Source organism: Pseudomonas sp. 8(2025), assembly GCF_052665325.1.
The window spans coordinates 272098-292864 of record NZ_JBQOIE010000007.1 but is presented as its reverse complement, the minus strand read 5'-3'; the positions used below and the strand labels follow the sequence as shown (position 1 = coordinate 292864).

General features: G+C 66.8%; 18 protein-coding genes. 9 read left to right on the top strand and 9 right to left on the bottom strand.

Translation table 11 applies throughout. The features are described from left to right. Positions 1 to 202 precede the first annotated feature (202 nt). The 8 genes from ACUXVH_RS16095 to ACUXVH_RS16060 all read left to right on the top strand — a co-directional run bounded on the left by ACUXVH_RS16095 (position 203) and on the right by ACUXVH_RS16060 (position 11572). On the top strand, positions 203 to 1360 hold the full coding sequence (locus ACUXVH_RS16095) for an LLM class flavin-dependent oxidoreductase (protein WP_041118346.1): 1158 nt from the start codon (positions 203 to 205) through the stop codon (positions 1358 to 1360). Positions 1361 to 1379: 19 nt separating this feature from the next. After that, positions 1380 to 2432 carry an ABC transporter substrate-binding protein gene (locus ACUXVH_RS16090; protein ID WP_011061459.1) on the top strand — a complete coding sequence of 351 codons (1053 nt, stop codon included), beginning with the start codon at positions 1380 to 1382 and terminating at the stop codon, positions 2430 to 2432. Between the two features lie 37 nt (positions 2433 to 2469). Next, positions 2470 to 3528, top strand: a complete 1059-nt coding sequence (locus ACUXVH_RS16085) for an ABC transporter substrate-binding protein (protein WP_019094957.1) — start codon at positions 2470 to 2472, stop codon at positions 3526 to 3528. A gap of 397 nt (positions 3529 to 3925) precedes the next feature. After that, entirely contained in the window at positions 3926 to 6196 is a 2271-nt protein-coding gene (locus ACUXVH_RS16080) for a TonB-dependent receptor (RefSeq protein ID WP_065364723.1), read from the top strand. Between the two features lie 190 nt (positions 6197 to 6386). Further along, positions 6387 to 8858, top strand: a complete 2472-nt coding sequence (locus ACUXVH_RS16075; protein ID WP_220222708.1) for a TonB-dependent receptor plug domain-containing protein — start codon at positions 6387 to 6389, stop codon at positions 8856 to 8858. A 367-nt stretch (positions 8859 to 9225) separates the two neighbouring features. Continuing rightward, the gene (locus tag ACUXVH_RS16070) at positions 9226 to 9993 is read left to right on the top strand and encodes an ABC transporter permease (protein WP_019094960.1); all 768 of its coding nucleotides are present in this window, start codon (positions 9226 to 9228) and stop codon (positions 9991 to 9993) included. A 10-nt stretch (positions 9994 to 10003) separates the two neighbouring features. Continuing rightward, positions 10004 to 10765 (top strand): ABC transporter permease, encoded by a 762-nt coding sequence (locus tag ACUXVH_RS16065; protein WP_015635737.1) that lies wholly within the window; start codon positions 10004 to 10006, stop codon positions 10763 to 10765. A gap of 9 nt (positions 10766 to 10774) precedes the next feature. Then, positions 10775 to 11572 (top strand): ABC transporter ATP-binding protein, encoded by a 798-nt coding sequence (locus ACUXVH_RS16060; RefSeq protein WP_445495360.1) that lies wholly within the window; start codon positions 10775 to 10777, stop codon positions 11570 to 11572. Between the two features lie 186 nt (positions 11573 to 11758). Here ACUXVH_RS16060 and ACUXVH_RS16055 read toward each other — a convergent pair whose 3' ends face one another. Genes ACUXVH_RS16055 through ACUXVH_RS16035 form a run of 5 tightly spaced genes read right to left on the bottom strand, consistent with a single transcriptional unit; the run spans position 11759 to position 16204 of the window. Next, entirely contained in the window at positions 11759 to 12523 is a 765-nt protein-coding gene (locus ACUXVH_RS16055; RefSeq protein ID WP_011061467.1) for an ABC transporter permease, read from the bottom strand. Further along, positions 12523 to 13722: an ABC transporter substrate-binding protein gene (locus ACUXVH_RS16050; protein ID WP_011061468.1), complete on the bottom strand. Its 1200-nt coding sequence runs from the start codon at positions 13720 to 13722 to the stop codon at positions 12523 to 12525. The genes ACUXVH_RS16055 and ACUXVH_RS16050 overlap by 1 nt, the downstream gene beginning before the upstream one ends. Beyond that, positions 13688 to 14527, bottom strand: coding sequence for an ABC transporter ATP-binding protein (locus ACUXVH_RS16045; protein ID WP_311166013.1), 840 nt, complete (start codon positions 14525 to 14527; stop codon positions 13688 to 13690). Before ACUXVH_RS16045 ends, ACUXVH_RS16050 begins: the two co-directional genes overlap by 35 nt. Next, complete coding sequence (locus ACUXVH_RS16040; RefSeq protein WP_011061470.1) at positions 14524 to 15594, bottom strand: acyl-CoA dehydrogenase family protein; 1071 nt, start codon at positions 15592 to 15594, stop codon at positions 14524 to 14526. The genes ACUXVH_RS16045 and ACUXVH_RS16040 overlap by 4 nt, the downstream gene beginning before the upstream one ends. Positions 15595 to 15643: 49 nt before the next feature. Further along, positions 15644 to 16204, bottom strand: a complete 561-nt coding sequence (locus ACUXVH_RS16035) for a carboxymuconolactone decarboxylase family protein (RefSeq protein ID WP_445495356.1) — start codon at positions 16202 to 16204, stop codon at positions 15644 to 15646. A 104-nt stretch (positions 16205 to 16308) separates the two neighbouring features. Here ACUXVH_RS16035 and ACUXVH_RS16030 point away from each other — a divergent pair, with 104 nt between their 5' ends. After that, positions 16309 to 17220 (top strand): AraC family transcriptional regulator, encoded by a 912-nt coding sequence (locus ACUXVH_RS16030; protein ID WP_011061472.1) that lies wholly within the window; start codon positions 16309 to 16311, stop codon positions 17218 to 17220. An 18-nt stretch (positions 17221 to 17238) separates the two neighbouring features. Here the strand turns inward: ACUXVH_RS16030 and ACUXVH_RS16025 are convergent, their stop codons facing one another. The 4 genes from ACUXVH_RS16025 to ACUXVH_RS16010 all read right to left on the bottom strand — a co-directional run bounded on the left by ACUXVH_RS16025 (position 17239) and on the right by ACUXVH_RS16010 (position 20756). Next, positions 17239 to 17841, bottom strand: coding sequence for a methionine ABC transporter permease (locus ACUXVH_RS16025; protein ID WP_169891845.1), 603 nt, complete (start codon positions 17839 to 17841; stop codon positions 17239 to 17241). A gap of 65 nt (positions 17842 to 17906) precedes the next feature. Beyond that, on the bottom strand, positions 17907 to 18884 hold the full coding sequence (locus ACUXVH_RS16020) for a methionine ABC transporter ATP-binding protein (RefSeq protein ID WP_011061473.1): 978 nt from the start codon (positions 18882 to 18884) through the stop codon (positions 17907 to 17909). Next, positions 18881 to 19690, bottom strand: a complete 810-nt coding sequence (locus tag ACUXVH_RS16015; RefSeq protein ID WP_011061474.1) for a MetQ/NlpA family ABC transporter substrate-binding protein — start codon at positions 19688 to 19690, stop codon at positions 18881 to 18883. The genes ACUXVH_RS16020 and ACUXVH_RS16015 overlap by 4 nt, the downstream gene beginning before the upstream one ends. 28 nt (positions 19691 to 19718) lie before the next feature. After that, the gene (locus ACUXVH_RS16010; protein WP_011061475.1) at positions 19719 to 20756 is read right to left on the bottom strand and encodes an isopenicillin N synthase family dioxygenase; all 1038 of its coding nucleotides are present in this window, start codon (positions 20754 to 20756) and stop codon (positions 19719 to 19721) included. Positions 20757 to 20767: the final 11 nt, after the last annotated feature.

Below are 20767 nucleotides of genomic sequence, written 5' to 3'. Positions count from 1 at the left end.
GGCGCTGGGTTGTTGCGCGCTCAGCAGCGGTTGCTGCCGGGGTGCTGCTACAGCAGCACCAGGGCCCTGCGCGAGGCCGGCTGAAGCCACCGAACCCCCGCCATGGTGGGCTGCGACGGCCATGGCATGGCCGTTGCAATTACCCCCTGACAGGCGTCTTCGCACCCGCGCGGCGCAACGGGTTACTGAATCAGGAGCACCCATGAGCACTGAATTTTTCTGGCGCCTGCCGCTGGGCACCGACGGCCCGCAGTTGAGCACCGACAAGCACAATCGCGGCAACCCCCACCCCCGCGCCGGGCATATCGCCCCCGGGCGCCTGGCCAACGGCGAGCCCGACGGTTTCACCTACATCGACTACATCGCCCAGGTGGCCAAGGCCGCCGAGCTGGCGGGCTTCGAAGGCGCCCTGCTGCCTACCGGCCCCGAGCCCTGGGTGGTGGCCGCGGCCCTGGCCCGGGAAACCCGGCGCATCCGCTTTCTGATCGCCTTCCAGGCCACCTGGACCCTGCCGGCCTACGCCGCCCAACAGGCGGCGATCCTGCAGAACCTCAGCCACGGCCGCCTGGACTGGAACATCATCACCGGCGGCAACCCGGTCAGCCAGCGAGCCAATGGCGATTACCTGGACCACGACCGGCGCTACCAGCGCACCGGCGAGTTCCTCGACATCATCCAGGGCCTGTGGCAGAACGAACGCTTCTCCTATGACGGCGATATCTACCAACTGGAGAACGGCGCCCTGCCCCCGGGCCTGCAGCAGGAGCGCAAGCCGGGGGTGTATTTTTCCGGTTTCTCCGATGCGGCCCTGGACGTGGCGGCGCGGCACGCCGACGTCTACCTCAACTGGGCCGAGCCCATCGACCAGCTCAAGCCCCACATCGAGCGAGTTCGCGAGCTGGCGGACAAACAGGGGCGCACGGTGCGCTTCGGACTGCGGGTCGATCTGTTCGCCCGGGAAACCGAAGAGCAGGCCTGGGCCGACCTGCGCCGTCAGTTCGACAAGCTCGAAGGCAAGGGCAGCCTGATCGCCAAGAACTTCACCAGCGGCTCGGATTCGGTGGGCGCAGCGCGGCAGACCGCCTACCACCAGAACGTCGACCGCTTCGACGACCTGATCCTCGGCCCCAACCTCTGGGCCGGCTTCGCCAAGGCCAAGCCGGGGCCCACCGTGGGCCTGGTGGGCAGCCACCAGAACGTTGCCGAGCGCCTGGCGGAGTACCGCGATGCCGGTTTCTCCACCTTCATCCTGGCGGGCAACCCGCACCTGGAAGAAGCCCTGCGCATCGGCCAGGAAGTCCTGCCCCTGGTGCAGCAACGCCCCGTCGCCCAGGCGACGCCGCTACAGGCCCGCGCCTGAGCCTATAAGGAGCCCGTTCATGTCCCATCCTCTGGATACCCTCTGGTACACCCGCTGCCCGGTCCCCACGGGCCTGGGCATTGCCGTGCAGAAAGGCTGGCTGCAAGACAGCCTCGGCGCCCTCGGCACCCAGGTGCAGTCGCTGCGCGAGTCCAGCGACCAGGCCGTGCGCGAGTCGCACTTCGATCACAGCCTGCGCAACTCGGTGCGCCACGGCGGCAGCATCCCGGCCCTCTGGGCCCGGGCCCAGGGCCGGGAAACCCGGCTGATCGGCCTGTCCTGGGCCGATGAGGTGCAACTGATCCTGACCCGTGCCGACAGCGGCATCCACCGCATCAAGGAGCTCAAGGGCCGACGCTTCGGCCTGCCGGACTGGGCCGGCGCACAGATCGACTTCACCCGCGCCCAGGCCCTGCGCGGCCTGGAAAACGCCCTGGGCCTGGACGGCCTGCAAGTGGGCGACCTGCAACTGGTGAACTACCGCTACGGCGGCACCTTCAGCGACCCCCAGGTGCAGACCCTGGCCGACACCCCGGTCAGCGCCCAGCCCAGCAGCGGACGCAACCTGGAACTGCAGGGCCTGCTGCGAGGCGAAGTCGACGCGATCTTCCTCAAGGGCGCCAGCGCCGCCCGCCATGCCCACGAGTTCGGCCTGCGTACCCTGATCGACACCGGCGCCCACCCCGACCCGCTGATCCGCTGCAACAACGGCACACCGCGCACCCTGACAGTGGACAGTCATCTGCTGGAGCAGCACTTGGACGTCGCCACCGGGATTCTCGGCGCGGTGCTGCGGGCCGAAGACTGGGCCCGCCACCACCCGGAAGACACCCGCCGCTACCTGGCCCGGGAAACCAACAGTAGCGAGTACTGGACCAGCGCTGCCTATGGCGAGGATGCCCACCTGCGCCTGCGCACCGGCCTGGAAGAACAGGCCATCGACGCGCTGCAGGATTTCAGCGCCTTCCTGCGGCGCTGGCGCTTCATCCCGCAGCAGGTGGATGTGCGCCAATGGATCGACCGCCGGCCGCTGGATGCGCTGCTGGCTACCCCTACCGCTCTGGCCGGCTGACCGCGCCAGGTTTCATGGATTCGAACTGAAGACCCTTATGAGCAAATCACTCGATACCCTCTGGTACACCCACAGCCCGGTGCCCACCGGGCTCGGCATCGCGGTACAGTCCGGACGCCTGGCAGAGGCCTTCCTGCCGTTCGGCACCAATATCCAGTCCCTGCGCGAATCCAGCGAACGCGAAGTGCGCGAGGCCCACTACGACCACCACCTGCAGAACTCGGTGCGCCACGGCGGCAACATCCCGGCCATCTGGGCCTACTCCAGCGGCGTGCAGACCCGGGTCCTGGGCTTGTCCTGGAGCGACGAGGTGCAGTTGATCCTGACCACCGCCGAAAGCGGCGTGAAGAGCATCCGCGACCTGAAGAACCGGCGCTTCGGCCTGCCCAAGTGGGCCAACGTGCAGATCGACTTCACCCGGGCCCAGGCCCTGCGCGGCCTGGAGAACGCCCTCAGGTTAGAAGGCCTGGAAGTGGCCGACGTGGAACTGGTGGACTACCCCTACGGCGGCACCTACAGCGATGAGCAGAAGCAGCACCTGTACGGTTCCGAAGTGAGCCTTGGGGTGACCCGCTTCAGCCGGCGCAACAACGAACTGATCGGCCTGCTGCGGGGCGATATCGACGCGATCTTCCTCAAGGGCGCCCACGCCGTGCACCTGGCCAACGAGTTCGGCCTGCAGGTGGTGGTGGACACCGGTTCCCACCCCGACCCGCTGATCCGCTCCAACAACGGCACCCCGCGTACCCTGACCGTGGACACCCACCTGCTGCGCGAGCACTTCGACGCCAGCGTGAAGATCGTCGACACCGTATTGCGCACCGAACAATGGGCCTGGGCCAACCCCGAGGAAACCCGGCGCTTCCTGGCCCGGGAACTGAACACCAGCGAGTACTGGGTGGCGGCCGCCTATGGCGAGGATGCCCACCGACGCCTGCGCACCACCCTGGATGCGCGATCCATCGAGGCCTTGCAGGACTTCACCGATTTCCTGCATCGCTGGCAGTTCATTCCACGGCGTTTCGACGTGCGCGAGTGGATCGACTTCAGTGTGCTGGAGGCGGTCATCGGCTCCACCTCTCGCGTGGCGGTATAACCCCACGAACTGACGGTGGAACCCGTAGGAGCTGGCTTGCCAGCGAAGGCGCCAGCCCAGGCGATGCATGTCTCGCGGGCCTCTTCGCCGGCAAGCCGGCTCCTACGGGCTTGGGGGGCCGGTGCTGGCGCAGCAACAGTCCAGCGGGCAATCGGTGCTGCTCCAGCAGCACCAGCCAAGCAACTTCTGCTGAATCCTGCGCAGGATGTTTTAAACCTCTGGCCCGCAACTTTTCACGCCTGCCAAACCCCTCTCTAAAACACTCAAACGAATTTAAATTAATCCTTGTTTTTCAATGGCTTGATCAAACTAACGCTTACCCATAAAACCCACTAAGCCTCTTGGCACGTTCTCTGCTCTAGCCCTCTTAGCGAAACTTTAAATGGGGGAGTTCAACATGCATAAGCTTAATCCGATCACCAAGAGTCTATGGCTGGCACTGGCGCTCACCGGGGGCACATTCAGCCAGGGCCTGCTGGCCGCTGAAACCACAGGCACCGACACCACCGGGAACAGCAGCGAACCCGCCCTGAAGACCGTCACCGTCACCGCCCAGCACCGGGAGGAAACCCTGCAAGAGGTTCCGGTGGCGGTGTCCGCCGTACAGGGCACCAGCCTGGTGACCGACGGGGTGCGCAACATGGGCGACATCACCACCTTCATCCCCAACGCCTCGGCCAAGAACCCCGACGGCGACGGCCGCCCACGCTGGTACATCCGCGGCCTGGGCACGGGCGACACCGGGGCGGCCACGGTGTTCCCGGTGGGCATCTACGCCGATGATGTCTACCTCAACGCGCCCATCGCCGGCGGCGGGCCGCTGTTCGACCTGGAGCGCATCGAGATCCTGCGCGGGCCCCAGGGCACCCTGTACGGCAAGAACACCACTGCCGGTGCAGTCAATGTGATTTCCAAGAAGCCGACCTTCGACACCGACGGCTACGGCACCCTGGGCATCGGCAGCAAGAGCGAGCGCATCCTCAATGGCGCCATCGGCGGTGCCCTGGTGGATGACAGGCTGGCGGCGCGGCTGTCGCTGTATTCGGAAGAACGCGACGGCTTCCAGAAGAACCTCACCGACGACCATACCTACGGCGACGTCGACAAGAAGGCCGTGCGCCTGCAGTTCCTGGCCAGGCTCAACCCGGACCTGGACGCCCTGCTGAAGATCCACGCCCGGGAATACAAGGGCGACGGCAGCAACGGCTCGCTGCCGGTGGGCCGTTACTACAACGTCGGCTACCAGCGGCCCGACGGACGCAACATCGCCCTCAACGTCAACGAGGATGCCAAGCTCGATCACGACGGTACGTCCCTGACCCTGAACTGGCACCTGGGGGACTACACCCTGACCTCCATCAGCGCCTACGACTACATTCGCGGGCAGTCCACCAGCGACGCCGACTACACCCCCTACGAGGTCAACGGCGCGGCCATCAGCGACAACCGCTACAACCAGTACTCCCAGGAACTGCGCCTGGCCTCGCCGCAGCAGGAAACCCTGCGCTGGCTGGCAGGGGTGCACTACTTCCATGAGGACCTGGACAGCTCGGCCAAGCGCCTCATCACCCCGGGCCCCACGCCCAACGGCACCGGCTCCAACCAGACCGGCGGCGCCACCGACTTTCGCGACCTCAACTACCAGCACACCACCGACAGCTACGCGCTGTTCGGCAACCTGACCTACGACTTCACCGACAACTTCACCGTGACCGGCGGCCTGCGCTGGACCCAGGAAAAGAAAGACATCGACCTGGACCTGACCCAGCTCACCCGGGCCACGGCCAACGGCCCGCTGATCCCCCTGGGCGCCGCCGGCAGCAACGGCAGCCGCGACGAGAGCAAGACCTGGGAAGCCTGGACCTACGATCTGACCCCGGAATACCGGATCAACGACAACGTCCGGGTGTTCTTGCGCTACGCCCACGGTTTCCGTTCCGGGGGCTTCAATACCGGGCTGTCCACCAGCCTGGCGCAGTTGACCACGGTGGACCCGGAGAAACTCGACGCCTACGAGATCGGCCTCAAGTCGGAATGGTTCAACCACCGCCTGACGGCCAACGCCAACGTCTTCTACTACGACTACTCGGACATCCAGGTGAACCTGCTGACGGTCAACAACGGCGTGCTCACCACGGCCCTGACCAATGGCGCCAAGGGCAAGGTCAAGGGCGCGGAACTGGAGCTCGAAGGCCAGCCCACCGACTATCTGCACCTGCGGGCGGCGATCTCGTTCCTGGATACCGAGTACACCGACTTCAAGAACACCAACCCCAACACCGGCGCGGTCACCGGCGACTACAGCGGCAACAGTTTCGTGCGCTCGCCGCGCAACGTGGTGTCCCTGGGGGCCGACTACACCATTCCCCTGGAGATCGGCGGCAAGCTGGTGGCCGGCGGTGACGTGAGTTTCCGCGACAAGGAATACTTCCTCGCCGACCGCCAGAGCAGCGCCGACAAGACCCTGAGCCAGCCCCACTACACCCTGGCCAACACCCGCCTGACCTGGTTCAGCCCGGATGAAAAGCTCAGCGTCACCGGCTTCGTCAACAACCTCACCGACCGCCGCTACCAGGTCCATGGCCGGCCCAACGGCACCCTGGGGCAATACGTCATCACCTACGGCGACCCGCGCACCGTGGGCCTGAGCGTCACCAGCCGCTTCTGACGCCCGCGGCAGGCCACCCGAACCCTGATTTCCGGGCCGCCGGTATCGCCCACCACCGCACCCACCCTGTAGGAGCCGGCTTGCCGGCGAAGAGGCCCGCAAGCCTTGCGCCGTCCATGACGACGCCTTCGCTGGCAAGCCAGCGCCTACCGGGGCGGTTGGGGTCATTCATTTCACAAGGAATCCAAAGATGTTCCATCGCAATCCGTTGGCCGGCGCCGTGGCGCTGGTCGTCGGCAGCCTTGCCGTGCCCGCGTTCGCTGCCCAGACCTCAAGCAATGCCCCCGGCGCCAGCGCCGATCACCTGGACACGGTGGTGGTGCTGGGCACCCGGCGCAGTGATGTAACGGCCCTGGAAAGCGCCGCACCGGTGGACGTGCTGTCCGCCCAGCAGTTGCAGCAGACCGGGGCCAGCGACCTGTCCGGCGCCCTCACCGCCCTCTCGCCTTCGTTCAGCTACCCGCAGTCGCCCCAGGGCGCCTTCGCCGGCTCCATCGCCCAGGGTGCTTCCCTGCGCGGCCTGGCGTCGGACCAGGTGCTGGTGCTGGTCAATGGCAAGCGCCGCCACACCAGCGCCAACGTCACCCGCCAGAGCCTGGTCAACGGCCGGGGCGCCGCCGCGGTGGACCTGAGCCTGATCCCCCTGAGCGCCATCGAGCGAGTGGAGATCCTGCGCGACGGCGCCGCCGCCCAGTACGGCTCCGACGCCATCGCCGGGGTGATCAATATCGTGCTCAAGGAAAAGGACGACGGTGGCAACGTCGGCTATCGCTTCGGCGGCTACGACAAGGGCGATGGCCTGCAACGCAAGCTCAGCGGCTGGAAAGGCTTCAGCCTGCCCAACGACGGCTTTTTGACCCTGAGCTTCGATGCCGGCAGCCAGGACCCGGCCAGTGACACCAACCCCGACAACCGGATCTTCTACCCCGGCTCCACCAGCACCCAGACGCCGCGGGAGCAGAACAACCGCTACCGCACCTGGCGCTGGGGCTCGGGCAATGTCTCGGACCAGTACAACTTCGCCGCCAACAGCGAGTTCGGCCTGGGCGAGGGGCTGACCGCCTACGGTTTTGCCACCTACTCCCACAAGAACACCGACGCCGAAGGCTTCTTCGACCCGCCCACCACCTTGCGCAACAACTACGGCAGCGACGCCCTGCAACGCTACCCCGACGGCCGCCTGCCGATCACCCGCTACTCGCTGGAGGACTATGCCCTGACCGGTGGCCTGCGCTACGAGGACGAACGCCTGGGCAAGTTCGACCTGGCGCTGAACCACGGTGACAACAGCCTGAAATCCGCCGACCGCAACGCCATCAACCCCAGCTGGGGCGAGGCCAGCCCGGCGAAGATCTACACCGGCAAGCGCGAGGCCGACCAGACCAACCTGACCCTGGACTGGGTGCGGGACTTCCCCACCGACCTGCTGTTCAAGCCCCTGACCCTGTCGGCGGGCCTGGCCTGGCGCCAGGAGAACTACGAACTGAGCGCCGGCGAAGCGGCGGGCTGGCAGAACGGGCCGCTGTTCAATACCGTGGACCCGGCCACCGGGCGGCGCATTCCCGGCTACTACTCGGGCATTACCCAGGTCGACGCCGCATCCCTTGAGCGCAAGGTCTGGGGCGCCTATATCGACGTCGAGGGCCAGGTCACCGAGAAATTCCAGGCCGGGGTCGCGGTGCGCACCGAGCACTACTCGGATTTTGGCGACACCACCAACGGCAAGCTGTCGCTGCGTTACGACTTCACCCCGCAGCTCGCCGCCCGGGCCACCGCCAGCACCGGCTACCGGGCGCCGTCCCTGGTGCAAAGCGGGTTGTCCTCGTTCAGCGTGCAAGTGGTGGAGCAACCGCCGGGCAGCGGCAACTACGTCGAGGTGCAGCAACGCACCCTGCGCGCCGACAGCCCGGAAGCCAAGCTGCTGGGGGGCAAGGCGCTGAAGCCCGAGGAGTCCACCAACTACTCCCTGGGCCTGGTCTGGCGGCCGCTGGCCAACGCCTCGGTGACCCTGGATGCGTACCGGATCAACATCGACAACCGCATCACCCTGTCCGACCAGTTGCCGGCCTCGGTGGTCACGCCGATCTTCGCCGGCACCCCGTACGCCAACATCCAGAGCGCGGCGTTCTACACCAACGTCGCCGACACCCGCACCGATGGCGTCGAGCTGACCGGCAACTACCAACTGGACCTGCAGCAATGGGGGCGCCTGAACCTGTCCAGCGGCTACAGCCAGAACAACACCAGGATCACCGCCCTGCGGGACGTGGGCAACATCGCCGGCTCGCAGATCGTCGGCCGCACCACCCAGGGCCTGATCGAGGACGGCACCCCGAAGAACAAGCTGACCCTGAGCGCCAACTGGCTGTACGACAGCTGGGGCCTGACCCTGGCACAACGCAGGTACGGGCAATGGAAGAGCCTCAACGCCAGCAACCCGACCCTGGACCAGACCTTCAGCGCGCAATGGGTCACTGACCTGGACATTTCCTACAGCTTCGATAAGTCGCTGAAGCTGTCGGTGGGCGCCATCAACCTGTTCGACACCCACCCGGACAAGGCATCCGGGGCACAGTTGTATGGCGTGCCGAAATACTCCATCACCAGCCCCGAGGGCGCCCAGGGCGCGTTCTACTACACCAGCCTCAGCTACGACTTCTGAGGCCGGACTGCTGCCGGGGTGTTGCCCTGGCAGCAGTGGCTGCTGCCCAGGCATCAGTTTCGCTGGCACGCCAGCGCCCACAACCCACCCACACGCCGCTGCTCCCGTAGAAGCCGGCTTGCCGTCGAACAGGCCCGCAAGCCCTGCATCGCCCCGGCCGACGTCTTCGCTGGCAAGCCAGCTCCTACAGCCGCCAGATGCATCCCGCAGTCCCGCCCGCCCCGTAGGAGCCGGCTTGCCGGAGAACAGGCCCGTAAGCCTTGCACCGCCCCGACCGACGCTTTCGCTGGCAAGCCAGCTCCTACGAGCGCGCGATGGCACAGGTCTTGCGATAGGCATCGGGTACTTCGCCGATATAAGAACCGCCATGGCTCATTCCTTGCGCTGCACGCTCACCTCCCTGACCTGGCTGGTCTCGCCCCTGGCCCTGTTGCTGCTCTGGACCCTGGTGGCCCAGGCCGGGATCTTCCCGCGCAACCTGCTGGTACCGCCGGCCCAGGTGCTGCACACCTTCGAAACCCTGCTGGCCAGCGGCGAGTTGCTGGAGCATTTGCACAACAGCCTGTCGCGCCTGGGCCTGGGCTTTGCCCTGGGGGCCCTTGGCGGCCTGGTGTTCGGGGTGTTGATGGCCCTGTCCAAGACCGTCGAGGCGTACTGCGCGCCGCTGTTCCATACCCTGCGGCAGATCCCCAGCATCGCCCTGATCCCGATGTTCGTGCTGCTGTTGGGCATCGATGAAACCTTCAAGATCGTCATCGTCGCCAAGACTGCGTTCTTCCCCGTGGCCCTGGCCGCCAGCGAGGGGGTCAAGGCCATTCCCCGCAGTTACTTCGAGGTGGCCGACGTCTACCGCCTGCGCTGGCCGACCCTGGTGCGCCAGATCGCCCTGCCCGCCGCGGCGCCACCGATCATCACCGGCCTGCGCATCGGCCTGACCCGCTGCTGGGTGGTGCTGGTGGCCACCGAGCTGCTGGCCGCCGACAGCGGCCTGGGGCAGATGATCGAGATGGCCCGGCAGATGCTGCGCATCGATGTGGTGATGGTGGGGATAGTGGTCACCGGCGTGATCGGCTTTGCCCTGGACTTCTCCTTCCGCCGCCTGGAACAGCGCGTGCTGCGCTGGCAAACCCGCTAGGAGCCCTTGCATGACGACTCTACTGGCCAAGTTTCGCGGCCTGCTGCTGCCCCTGCTGCTGATCGGCGGCTGGGAATACCTGTCCCGCCAGGACGCCGCCGGGGCCTACGCCTTCGTGCCGCTCTCCACCATCGCCAGCGCCTTGCTGGAACTGCTGGGCAACGGCGAGTTGCCGGTCAACCTGCTGGCCAGCCTGGGCCGGGCCAGCGGCGGCCTGCTGCTGGGCACCCTGGCCGGGGTCATGCTGGGAGCCCTGATGGCCCTCTCGACCCTGGCCAACCGCCTGATCGGCCCGCTGTTCCATTCGATCCGCCAGGTGCCGATGCTCGGCTGGATTCCGCTGATTGCCATGTGGTTCGGCAACGGTGAGTTTTCCAAGATGCTGATCGTCAGCCTCGCGGCCTTCTACCCCATGGTGCTCAACACCTACCAGGGCTTTTGCCAGGTGGAACGGCGCTACCGCGAGGTCGGCCAGGTGCTGGTGCTAAACCCGGCGCAGCGGCTGCGGCACATCCTGCTGCCGGCGGCCCTGCCGAGCATTGCCACCGGCCTGTTGCAGGCCCTGGCCTTTGCCTGGGTGACGGCGGTGGGCAGCGAGCTGTTCCTGTCCTCCGGGGCCGGCCTGGGCAACCTGATGATGAACGCCGAAGCCGGCTCACGCATGGAAGTGATAGTGCTCTGCGTGCTGTGCATCGGCCTGTGCGGCTACCTGATGACATTGCTGCTGACCCTTCTGAGCCGCCGCCTGCTGCGCTGGCGCCCTACCCGTTAAGGCCTCCCCATGAATGCGATCGCCCAATACGCCCCGCTCCCCACTCATCTCCACGCCCTGACCGGGGCCCTGCAGCTGCGCGGCCTGAACAAGAGCTACCGGATCCAGGGCCAGGCCCTGCCGGTGCTGCAAGGCATCGACCTGGACGTCCAGCCCGGAGAGTTCGTCAGCATTGTCGGTGCCAGCGGCTGCGGCAAATCCACCCTGCTGCGGCTGATCGTCGGCCTGGAGGGTGACTATCAGGGGCAGATGCTGTTGGACGGCAAGCCAGTGACCGGCACCAGCCTGGAGCGGGGCATCGTGTTCCAGGACCATCGGCTGTTTCCCTGGATGACCCTGGCCCAGAACATCGCCCTGGCACTGAAGAACCACCCCTTGTCCGAAGCCGAGAAACAGCGCCGGGTGGCCGAGCACATCGCCCTGGTCAACCTGCAAGGCTTCGAGCAGGCCTACCCCCATCAGCTCTCCGGCGGCATGGCCCAGCGCGGCGCCATTGCCCGGGCGCTGATCAACCAGCCCAAGGTGCTGTTGCTGGACGAACCCCTGGGGGCGCTGGATGCCCTGACCCGGGTGCGCCTGCAGCACGAACTGCAACGTATCTGGGTGCAGCAGCGCTGCACGGTGATCATGGTCACCCATGACATTGAAGAAGCCCTGTACCTGGGGGACCGGGTAATCGTGATGGACGCGCATCCGGGGCGGATCAAGCATGAGATCCGCGTCGACCTGCCCCATCCCCGGGACCGCTCTTCACCCGTGTTGCAAGGCTACAAAGAGCAGTTGCTGGAGGAACTGGTGGGGCATTGATCGTCCAGGCACCCCGGCGCTGCGCCGGCTCCTACGCAGGTAGCGCCGCGATTACGCCGGGGCCGTAGGAGCTGGCTTGCCAGCGAAGGCGCCCGCAGGGGCGGTGCAAGGCTTGAGGGCCTATTCGCCGGCAAGCCGGCTCCTACGGGGGCTCCACCGGTGTCGCGCCGGGCCCACCGGCGGGCCTCAGGCGTGGGACCAGCGGCGATGCAGGCCACGGGCCAGGGCGTCGAGGGCAAAACCCAGCACGCCGATCAGCAGCACCATGGCCATCAGTTCCGAATAGGCCAGGCGGTCCCGGGTGTCGAGGATGAAGTAGCCCAGGCCGGCGCTGACCCCGAGCATTTCGCAGGGCACCAGGACGATCCACAAGATGCCGATGGACAGCCGTACCCCGGTCAGCACATGCCCCAGCACCCCGGGCAGGATCACCTTGCGCAGGGTCTCCCAGCGGGTGGCGCTGAGGCTGCGGCTCAGTTGCAGCCAGCGCGGGTCCAGCTGGCGCACGCCGGCCGCGGTGTTGAGCAGGATCGGCCACAGCGCGGCGAACGCCAGGAGGAAGTAGATCGGCTGGTCCCCTACCCCCATCAGCATCACCACCACCGGCATCCAGGACAGCGGCGAGATCATCCGCAGAAACTGGAACGCCGGGGTGGTGGCTGCCTCCAGGTGCCGGTAGCTGCCCACCAGCAGGCCCAGGGGCACGCCGATCAGCAAGGCCAGGAGCAAACCCACCAGGATCCGCTTGAGGCTCACCAGCACATGCTCGTACAGCTCGCCACGCCCCAGCAGTTCCAGCAGGCTGGCGAAGGTCGCCTCGGGGGAGAAACGCGCAGCCAGGCCGTTGCCATCGCCCAGCAGGTGCACCCCCAGCCACCAGCCCAGCAGCAGGCTCGACAGCCCGGCAAGCCCCAGGAGCCAATGGCTCAGGGAAGAAGGTTGCTTGCCCATCAAAGACCGAACTCCTCGCTGCGCTCGAAGCTGTCCGCCAGGCCGAAGGCCTTCAGCCCGCCCACCGAGGCGATGGCGTTGCGCACGAAGCGATCGTCCACCAGGTCCTTGGCGGTGTGTGCCGGGTCAAGGCCGGCCAGAAAGCCCTTGTCGCCCTCGATCAGGGTGTCCTTGAGACGCTTGACCAACTCTTCGGTGTAGCTGGGGAACGGATACGGCTGGAAGTCGATGCGCTGCTCGTCCCAGTGGCTGTGCTGGATCGCGCCGCTGGCCAGGTAGGCCTCGCGGTCGGCCGCCGCCGGCGCCAGCACCCGGTTGAGCACCTGGGGCGCATGGGGCGTGTAGCGGTTGGCGCCATCCTTGGACAGCAGTTGCGCGGCCTCGGCGCGGTGGTCGCGGGTCCACAGCTGGGCCTTGACGATGGCGTTGACCACCTTCTGCGACCATTCGGGACGGTTGTCCAGGTCATGCTCGTGCATGAACACCACGCAGCAGGCGTGGTTGCGCCACACATCCCCGGTAAAGCGCTGCACCCGGCCCACCTTGAGTTCCTCGGCCAGGGCATTGAACGGCTCGGCGACGATGTAGCCGGCAATCCGCTTGCTGGCCAGGGCTGGCGGCATGTCCGAAGGCGGCAGCACCACCAGGTTGACCTCGTTGGCCCCCAGGGCACTGCCGGCGGCCTTGCTCACCGGCACCAGGCCGTTGTCGCGAAACAGTTGCTGCACCACCACGTTATGGATCGAATACCAGAACGGGATCGCCACCGACTGCCCCGCCAGTTGCTTGACCTCGGTAATGCCCGGGGCCACGGTCAGGCCGGAACCGCCGACGTGGTTCCAGGCCACCACCTTGGCCGGCACCCGGCTGCCGTAGCGGGCCCAGACGGTCATCGGCGACAGCAGGTGAATCACGTTGACCTGCCCGGAAATGAACGCCTCGATCACCTGGGCCCAACTGCGCAGCAGCACCGGGCGCTCGGCCTTGATGCCCTCGGCCTCGAACAGGCCGTTGTTGTGGGCCACCAGCAAGGGCGTGGCGTCGGTGATCGGCAGGTAGCCGATGCGCACCGGCGCGTCCGGTTCCTGGGCGGCGCGGGCCTGCAGGCTGTTGAGCAGCGGCAAGGCGCCGCCGGCAGTCAGCAGCGCACTGAGCTTGAGAAAGTCACGACGGGTATGAGTGAAGTCGTCCAGGCACATGGTCAATCTCCGACGGTGCAGGCAAAGGGGAAGTGTGGGGGTTGCGGCTCGCCCGCCGAAGGGTCTTGAGAATCTCGATGCGCAGCGCGCCCAGTTCCTCGATCCGCTCGGCGCGCGGCGCCGGCAGCTCGATGTGCCACTGGCCGAGGGTGCGCGCCGGGCTGTTACCCAGTAGCAGCACCCGATCGGACAGCAGCAGGGCTTCGTCGATGTCGTGGGTGATCAGCAGCGCCGCGGTGCGGTGCTGGCCGATCACCTTGAGCAGCAGTTGCTGCATGTCGGCGCGGGTCACCTCATCCAGCGCGCCGAAGGGTTCATCCAGCAGCAGCACCTGGGGCTGGCGCGCTAGGCAGCGGGCCAGTGCGGTGCGCTGGGCCATGCCGCCGGACAGTTGGGCCGGATAGCGCTGGCGGGCGTGTTCCAGGCCCACTGCGGCAATCGCCTGGTCGATGCGTTCCTTGCGCTGGCGCGGGCTCAGGTGCGGCTGGCGGGCAAAATCCAGGCCGAAGGCGACGTTGTGCTCCAGGTTCAGCCAGGGCAGCAGGCTGGGGTCCTGGAATGCCACCGCGACCCGCGGATGAGGGCCGTCGAGGGGCTCGCCCAACAGGCTGACCTGCCCGGCGTGGGGCTTCTGCAGGCCGGCCAGGACCCGCAGCAGGCTGGATTTGCCGACCCCGCTGGGGCCGAGAATGGACACCACCTCGCCGGCCTGCAGGTGCAGGTCGAAATCCTCCAGCACCGTGTGCCAGCCTTGCGCCGCGGGGTAGCCGAGGCTGATCGCCTGTGCGTTCAACAGGCCGTTCATGCTGCCGCATTCCGCGCCTGGCGTTGCAGTTCGGCGCGCAGTTGCACCAGGCTCGGGGTGACGATGGGCACGAAGGCCGACTCGCGCCAGCGCCGGGCAAAGCCGCTGCCGAACTCGCTGAGGTAGGCCTTGCCGCCGCTGGCCTGCAGCTCCAGTTGCACGGCGTTGGCGGTGGCTTCCGCCAGGGCGATGCGCACCCGGAACAGCGCCCCGGGCTGGCTCAGGAAGCGCCCGTCGAGCAGGCCGCTCTTGAGTTCGCCGACGGTCTGCTCCAGGTGCTGGCGTTGTTCCAGCAAGGGTTCGTGGAGGATCGAACGGGCGCCCTCGACATGCTTTTCCACCTCGCTCAGGGCCCGGCGCGCCAGGCCGATGGCCAGGGCGCATTGCAGGCCGAGAAAGGCCGGGCGCACCGCCGGCAGGAACACTCGGGCATCCTCGTGCAGCAGCCAGTCACGGGCCACCGCCACCTGGTTCAGTTCCAGGGCAGCGGTGTTGCTCGATTGCAGGGCCATCAGTTGCAGGTCATCGGAGCGCTGCAACCCGGGCAAGGCATCGGGGATCGCCAGGATGAACGGCGCGCCGCCCTCCTCGCGCTCGATGGCCGCCGCCACCACGAACCCGCTCTTGCGCAGGTTGGTGACCCAGTGCAAACGACCGTTGAGGCTCCAGCCCTGCTCCTGTTCCCGGGCCCGGACCTGCAAGGCCTCGATCCCCGAGAGAAACTTCATGGCATTGGACAGCCCGGTGGCACCGGCCAGCTCGCCGCTGAGCAACGAGGGCAGCAGGCGCTGGCGCAAACCGGCATTGGGGCTGTGCAGCAGGTATTCGATAAAGGCTCGCTGGCCCCAGCAGACAAAGGCCGCCGCCAGGGAATGGCTGGCCACGCTGGCCATGACTTCCAGAGCATCGGTCAGGTCGCCGCCGCTGCCGCCCTGAGCCGGGTCGATACCGACCCGCAGTACCTCGGCGCCCGCCAGCCGGGCGAGGACCTGCTGCGGGTCGCACTGGCCCTGGTCGAGTGCCTGGGCCTGGGCATCCAGCCATTCACTCAATTGCGCATCGAGCATGTGGTTTTCTCCTTGAAAGGGGGCGCCGCGCAACCGCCGGCGCCCTGGCTCATTGACCTTGCACTGACCAGCGATACTTGGCCAGCTCGGGGTTCAGTTCAGTGCCGGCGAACACGTTGGCGAAGTTGCACAGGGTGGCCAGGCTAATGCCCAGGATCACTTCCAGGGCATTGCCTTCGCTGTATCCTGCCGCCTTGAACTGGGCATAGCCGGCGTCGCTGACCTTGCCCCGGGTGGCGATCACCTCCCGGGCAAATGTCGCCAGGGCTTCCAGCCGGGCTTCGGGCAAGGTGCTCTGCTCGCGCAGGGCGCTGACCACCGGGTCCGCAAGTTTGGCCTTGTTCAGGGCCACCGAGGTATGACCTGCGACACAGAAATCGCAGCCATGGGTGGTGGCGGCCACCAATTGCACCACTTCACGCTCCGCCAGGCTCAACTCGGCCTTGCCGTTGAGGGCGGACACCGTGACGTAGGTTTCCAGGGCCGCCGGGGCATTGGCCAGGATGCCCAGCAGATTGGGGATAAAGCCCGAGTTCTTCAGCGCGTTCTCAAGAAAGGGCCGAGCGGCTTCTGGAGCCGTGTGCAAGGTGTGTAGAGTGACGCGGGACATGGAGTGGACTCCTGCTGTGTAGGTGTGCGTCAAGTCTGTTGGTTATAAGAATTCCGATCCATATTCTAAAGTAGCGATTACTTGCTTCTGAGTGTTTCCCTTAGATGATTTCGTCAAGCCCACTGGTTGATTGGTTATTAGAAGGCCTGGAACTCGATGCCAGCCTGTTTCACGTCGGACGCTACTGCGGAGGCTGGCACGCCAGCACCCAGGGCCTGGCCCGGGCCAGCTTCCACCTGATCGTCCAGGGCCATTGCTGGCTGCATATCGACGGCGCGCCCCAGGCCCTGCGCCTGGATGCCGGGGACGCGGTATTCCTGCTGCAGGACCTGGGCTACCGGCTGTCCAGTGCCCAGCAGGCTGAAGCGGCGCAGCAACTGCCGCGCACGCCCATGGTGCCCCTGGAGCCGGGAGCCCAGGACGGTGTGGGGCTGGTCTGCGGCTTTTTCCATTTCAAGCCCGGGCTGTCCTCGCTGATCATCGACAGCCTGCCGGGCTGGCTCATCCTGCGGGCCGGCGACCCGTCCCTGAGCGCCGCCCGGGCGCTGTTCCAGCTGATTCTCGAAGAATGCCAGCGCACCCCGGCGCCCTCCTCGGCGCTGCTGGAACGCCTGAGCCATCTGCTGTTTTTGTATGTGCTGCGCCAACAGGTCAACGCCAACCAGGACCTCGGCGGCCTGGTGGCCCTGGCCCGCCACCCGGGGTTTGCACCGCTGCTGGAGCAGTTGATCCAGCGCCCCGGAGAAGCCTGGCCCCTGGAAAGCATGGCGGCCCTGACCGGGCTTTCGCGCTCGGCGTTCTTCAAGCGCTTCAATGAACTGGCCGGGCAATCCCCGGGGCAGGTACTGCTGGCCCTGCGCATGCGCCACGCCTGCCAGTTGCTCAAGGCCAACCAGACAGTGGAGCAAGTGGGCGCCGCCGTGGGCTATCAGTCGATCGCCGCCTTCACCCGGGCCTTCACCAAGGCCGTGGGCCTGCAGCCCGGGGCCTATCGCAAGCAGCACGAAGGGCGCTGAAACGCGCCCCGAATGTACTCAGCGGCGATGGGCCAGGGCCCGCACCAGGCGGTCGCCGCAGCTCTGTACCCCCTGTACCAGCAGCACCAGGACCAGCACCGTGGCCACCATGATCTGGTTGTTGAACCGCTGATAGCCGTAGCGGATCGCCAGGTCCCCCAGGCCGCCACCGCCGATGACGCCGGCCATGGAGGAAAAACCGATCAGCATCACCAGGGTCAGGGTCAGCCCTGCCAGCAGGGCCGGCAAGGCTTCCGGCAGCAGCGCCTTGAAGATCACATGGCCGATGTGCCCGCCCATGGCCAGGATCGCCTCGACCCGACCGCGGTCCACTTCATCCAGGGCGTTCTCGACAATCCGCGCAAAAAACGGAAAGGCGCCGATGGTGATGGGCACCACCGCGGCAGTGCTGCCCAGGGTGGTGCCCACCACCAGCCGGGTCAGGGGGATCAGCGCAATCAGCAGCACCACGAAGGGCAGCGAGCGCCCCAGATTGACCAGCCCGCCCAATAGCCGGTTGAGCCTTGGCATGGGGTACAGGCCGCCCTTGCGGCTGATGAACAGCAGCACCCCCAGGGGCAGGCCGATCAACAGGGTGAACAGCGAGGCCAGCAGCACCATGTACAGGGTTTCACCCGTGGCGGTCAGCAGCAGCTGCGCCAGTTCCTGCCAATCGAGACTGCGGTTCACAGGCGTTCACTCCGAATTCCTCGCTGGGCCAGGGCCGTCAGCAGTTGTTGGAATTTGCCGGCGTCGGCGGGGGCGGCAGCGATGCGCAGGCGCCCTACCCGCCGGCCGCCTACCGCTTCGACACCACCGGCCAGGACCTTGAGCTCCAGCGCCTGCTGGCGGCTCAGTTGCTCCAGCAGCGGCGCCGCGCGCTGGTTGTCGAAAAAGGTCAGTTCGGCCTGGGGCTGGCTGCCGTTGAACGGCAGGTTGTAGCCCGGCAACAGCGCCCGGCCCAGGGCCGACTGCGGGTTGCCCAGCAGCTCGGCCACCGCCCCGCTCTCCATCAGCCGGCCGCCCGCCAGGGACGCGGCGTGGCTGCAAATGGCCTTGACCACTTCCAGCTCGTGGGTGATCAGCACAATGGTCAGCCCCAGCTCGCGGTTGATCTGCGCCAGCAATTGCAGGATCGACGCCGTGGTTTCCGGGTCCAGGGCGCTGGTGGCCTCATCCGACAGCAGGTAACGCGGCCCGGCGGCCAGGGCCCGGGCGATGCCCACCCGCTGCTTCTGGCCACCGGACAGTTGCGAAGGATAGGCCTGGGCCTTGTCGCCAAGACCCACCAGTTCCAGCAGTTCCAGAACCCGCGCGCGGCGCTGGCTTTTGCCCAGGCCGGCAATTTCCAGAGGCACCGCGACGTTGTCCTCAACCGTGCGCGAATGCAGCAGGTTGAAGCCCTGGAAGATCATGCCGATGCCCTGGCGCTGCCGGCGCAGCTCGCTCGCGGACAAGGCGCCAAGGTCCTGGCCGTCCATCAGGATGCGCCCGCTGCTGGGCCGTTCCAGCAGGTTCAGGCAGCGCAACAGGGTCGACTTGCCGGCGCCGCTGCGCCCGAGAATGCCGTACACCGCCCTGTCGGGAACCGTCAGCGAAACCCGATCCAGTGCCGCGGGCTGGCCTTCGCCGTAGACCTTGCAAAGCTGCTGGACCTCGATCATGGCTGGCGGTCCGTGACGGGAATCACCGAGCCCGAGTAGGTGCGGGTAATGAACGCCGCTACTTCCGGCGAGTTGAGGTCCTTGGCCAACTGACGGATGCGCGGGTCATCCTGCAGCTTGGGGGTGGTCACCAGGATGTTGGCGTAGGGATTGTGCTCGGCCTTTTCCAGGCCCAGGGCATCCTTGGCCGGCACCAGCCCGGCCTCCAGGGCGTAGTTGCCATTGATCACCGCCAGGTCCACGTCGTCCAGGGCCCGGGGGATCTGCGGCGATTCGATCTCCAGGATCTTCAGCTGTTTTGGGTTGTCGGCGATGTCCCTGGGGGTCGCCTGATCCCGGGCCGGGTCGGTGAAACCGGGCTTGAGGCGGATCAACTGGTAGCTCTGCAACAGGTACAGCGCGCGGCTGAGGTTGGTGACATTGTTGGGCACCGCGACGCTGGCGCCCTGGGGCAACTGCTCGAAGCGCTGGTGACGCTTGGAATAGATCCCCAGGGGCTCGATGTGCACGCTGGCAGCCACGGCGAAGGGCTGGCCCAGGGCCTGTTCCTGAGACTTGAGGTATGGCAGGTGCTGGAAGTAGTTGGCGTCCACATCGCCGTGGGCCAGCAGTTCGTTGGAGTTCACGCCATTGGGAATCTCGATGATCTTGAGCTGCAATTGCGGGTCGAGTTTTTGTACGTAGGCGAGGATCTCGGCATGGGGCACCGGGTCGGCGGCTACCCGCAACGGCTGCGCCGCAGTGGTCGGCAGGGCCGCCCCCAGGCTGGCCAGCAACGCCAGGGTCAAGACGGTGTTCTTCAGCATGGCAGTGTCCTTGAGCAGCGGATGAAGGTCAGGCACTCAGTGCCTTGGGCACCAGGGCATCGGGGTAGAAACGCCGGGCCACGTCCGGATGCGAACGCAGGCGGCCCTTGAGGTAGTTCCAGCCCACTTCGCGAAACAGCGGGTTGTCGGGGTCGCTGGCCGGGCCCCGGGCTTCGCGCAACAAGGCTTCGGGCAAGGGATACAGCGGCACCCGGGCATCGAGTTGGGCACCGAGGAAAAACGCGATGGACAGCCGCTGGCGATCCGCGGGCGGCGACTGCACCCGGTGCACGGTAGCGCGCAGATAGCCGTGGGTGGCCAGTTCCAGCAGCTCGCCGATGTTCACCACCAGGGTGTTGTCCCGGGGCGGCGCGTCGATCCAGCGGCCCTCCTCCACTTCCACCTGCAGGCCGGCCTGCTGGTCCTGCAGCAGAAAGCTGAGGAACCCGGAATCCTTGTGGGCTCCCACGCCCTGGTTGCTCTGCCCCGGCGCGCGGCCAGGGTAGCGGATCAGCTTGATGTGCTCGTTGGGCCGTTCGCCGTACAGCCCATCGAAGGCCTGTTCCGGCAGTGACAATGCCTGGGCAAAGCCGCGCAACAGGCGCAGGGACATGGCGGTCATTGCCTGCTGCCACTCCAGCAGCACGGGCTTGAACGCCGGCAGTTGCGCCGGCCATTGGTTGGGGCCCTGCAAGCGGGTCCAGGGCGGGCTGTGGGGATCCAGGGGCAAGGCCTGGCGCTCGGCCCCCAGGTCGAACTGTTCCCGCAGGTCCGGCTGGCCCCGGGTGATCTCCGAAGCCGCCTGGTTATAGCCGCGAAAGTGCGGCGAGTGGATCATGCCCACGGCCGCCTTGTCGGCCTCGGGCAAGGCAAAGAACGCCCGCGCCTGGTCCTGCACCCGGCGCAGCAGGCCGCTGTCGACTCCGTGCCCGGTCAGGTAGAAGAAACCCACGTCCCGCGCCGCCTGGCGCAAGCCGTCGAGAAAGATCCGACGCTGCTCCGGGTGGCCCTGCAATTGGCTCAGGTCCAGGACCGGCAGCGCGGTGATATCCAGCGAGTGCGGCATGCTTCACTCCC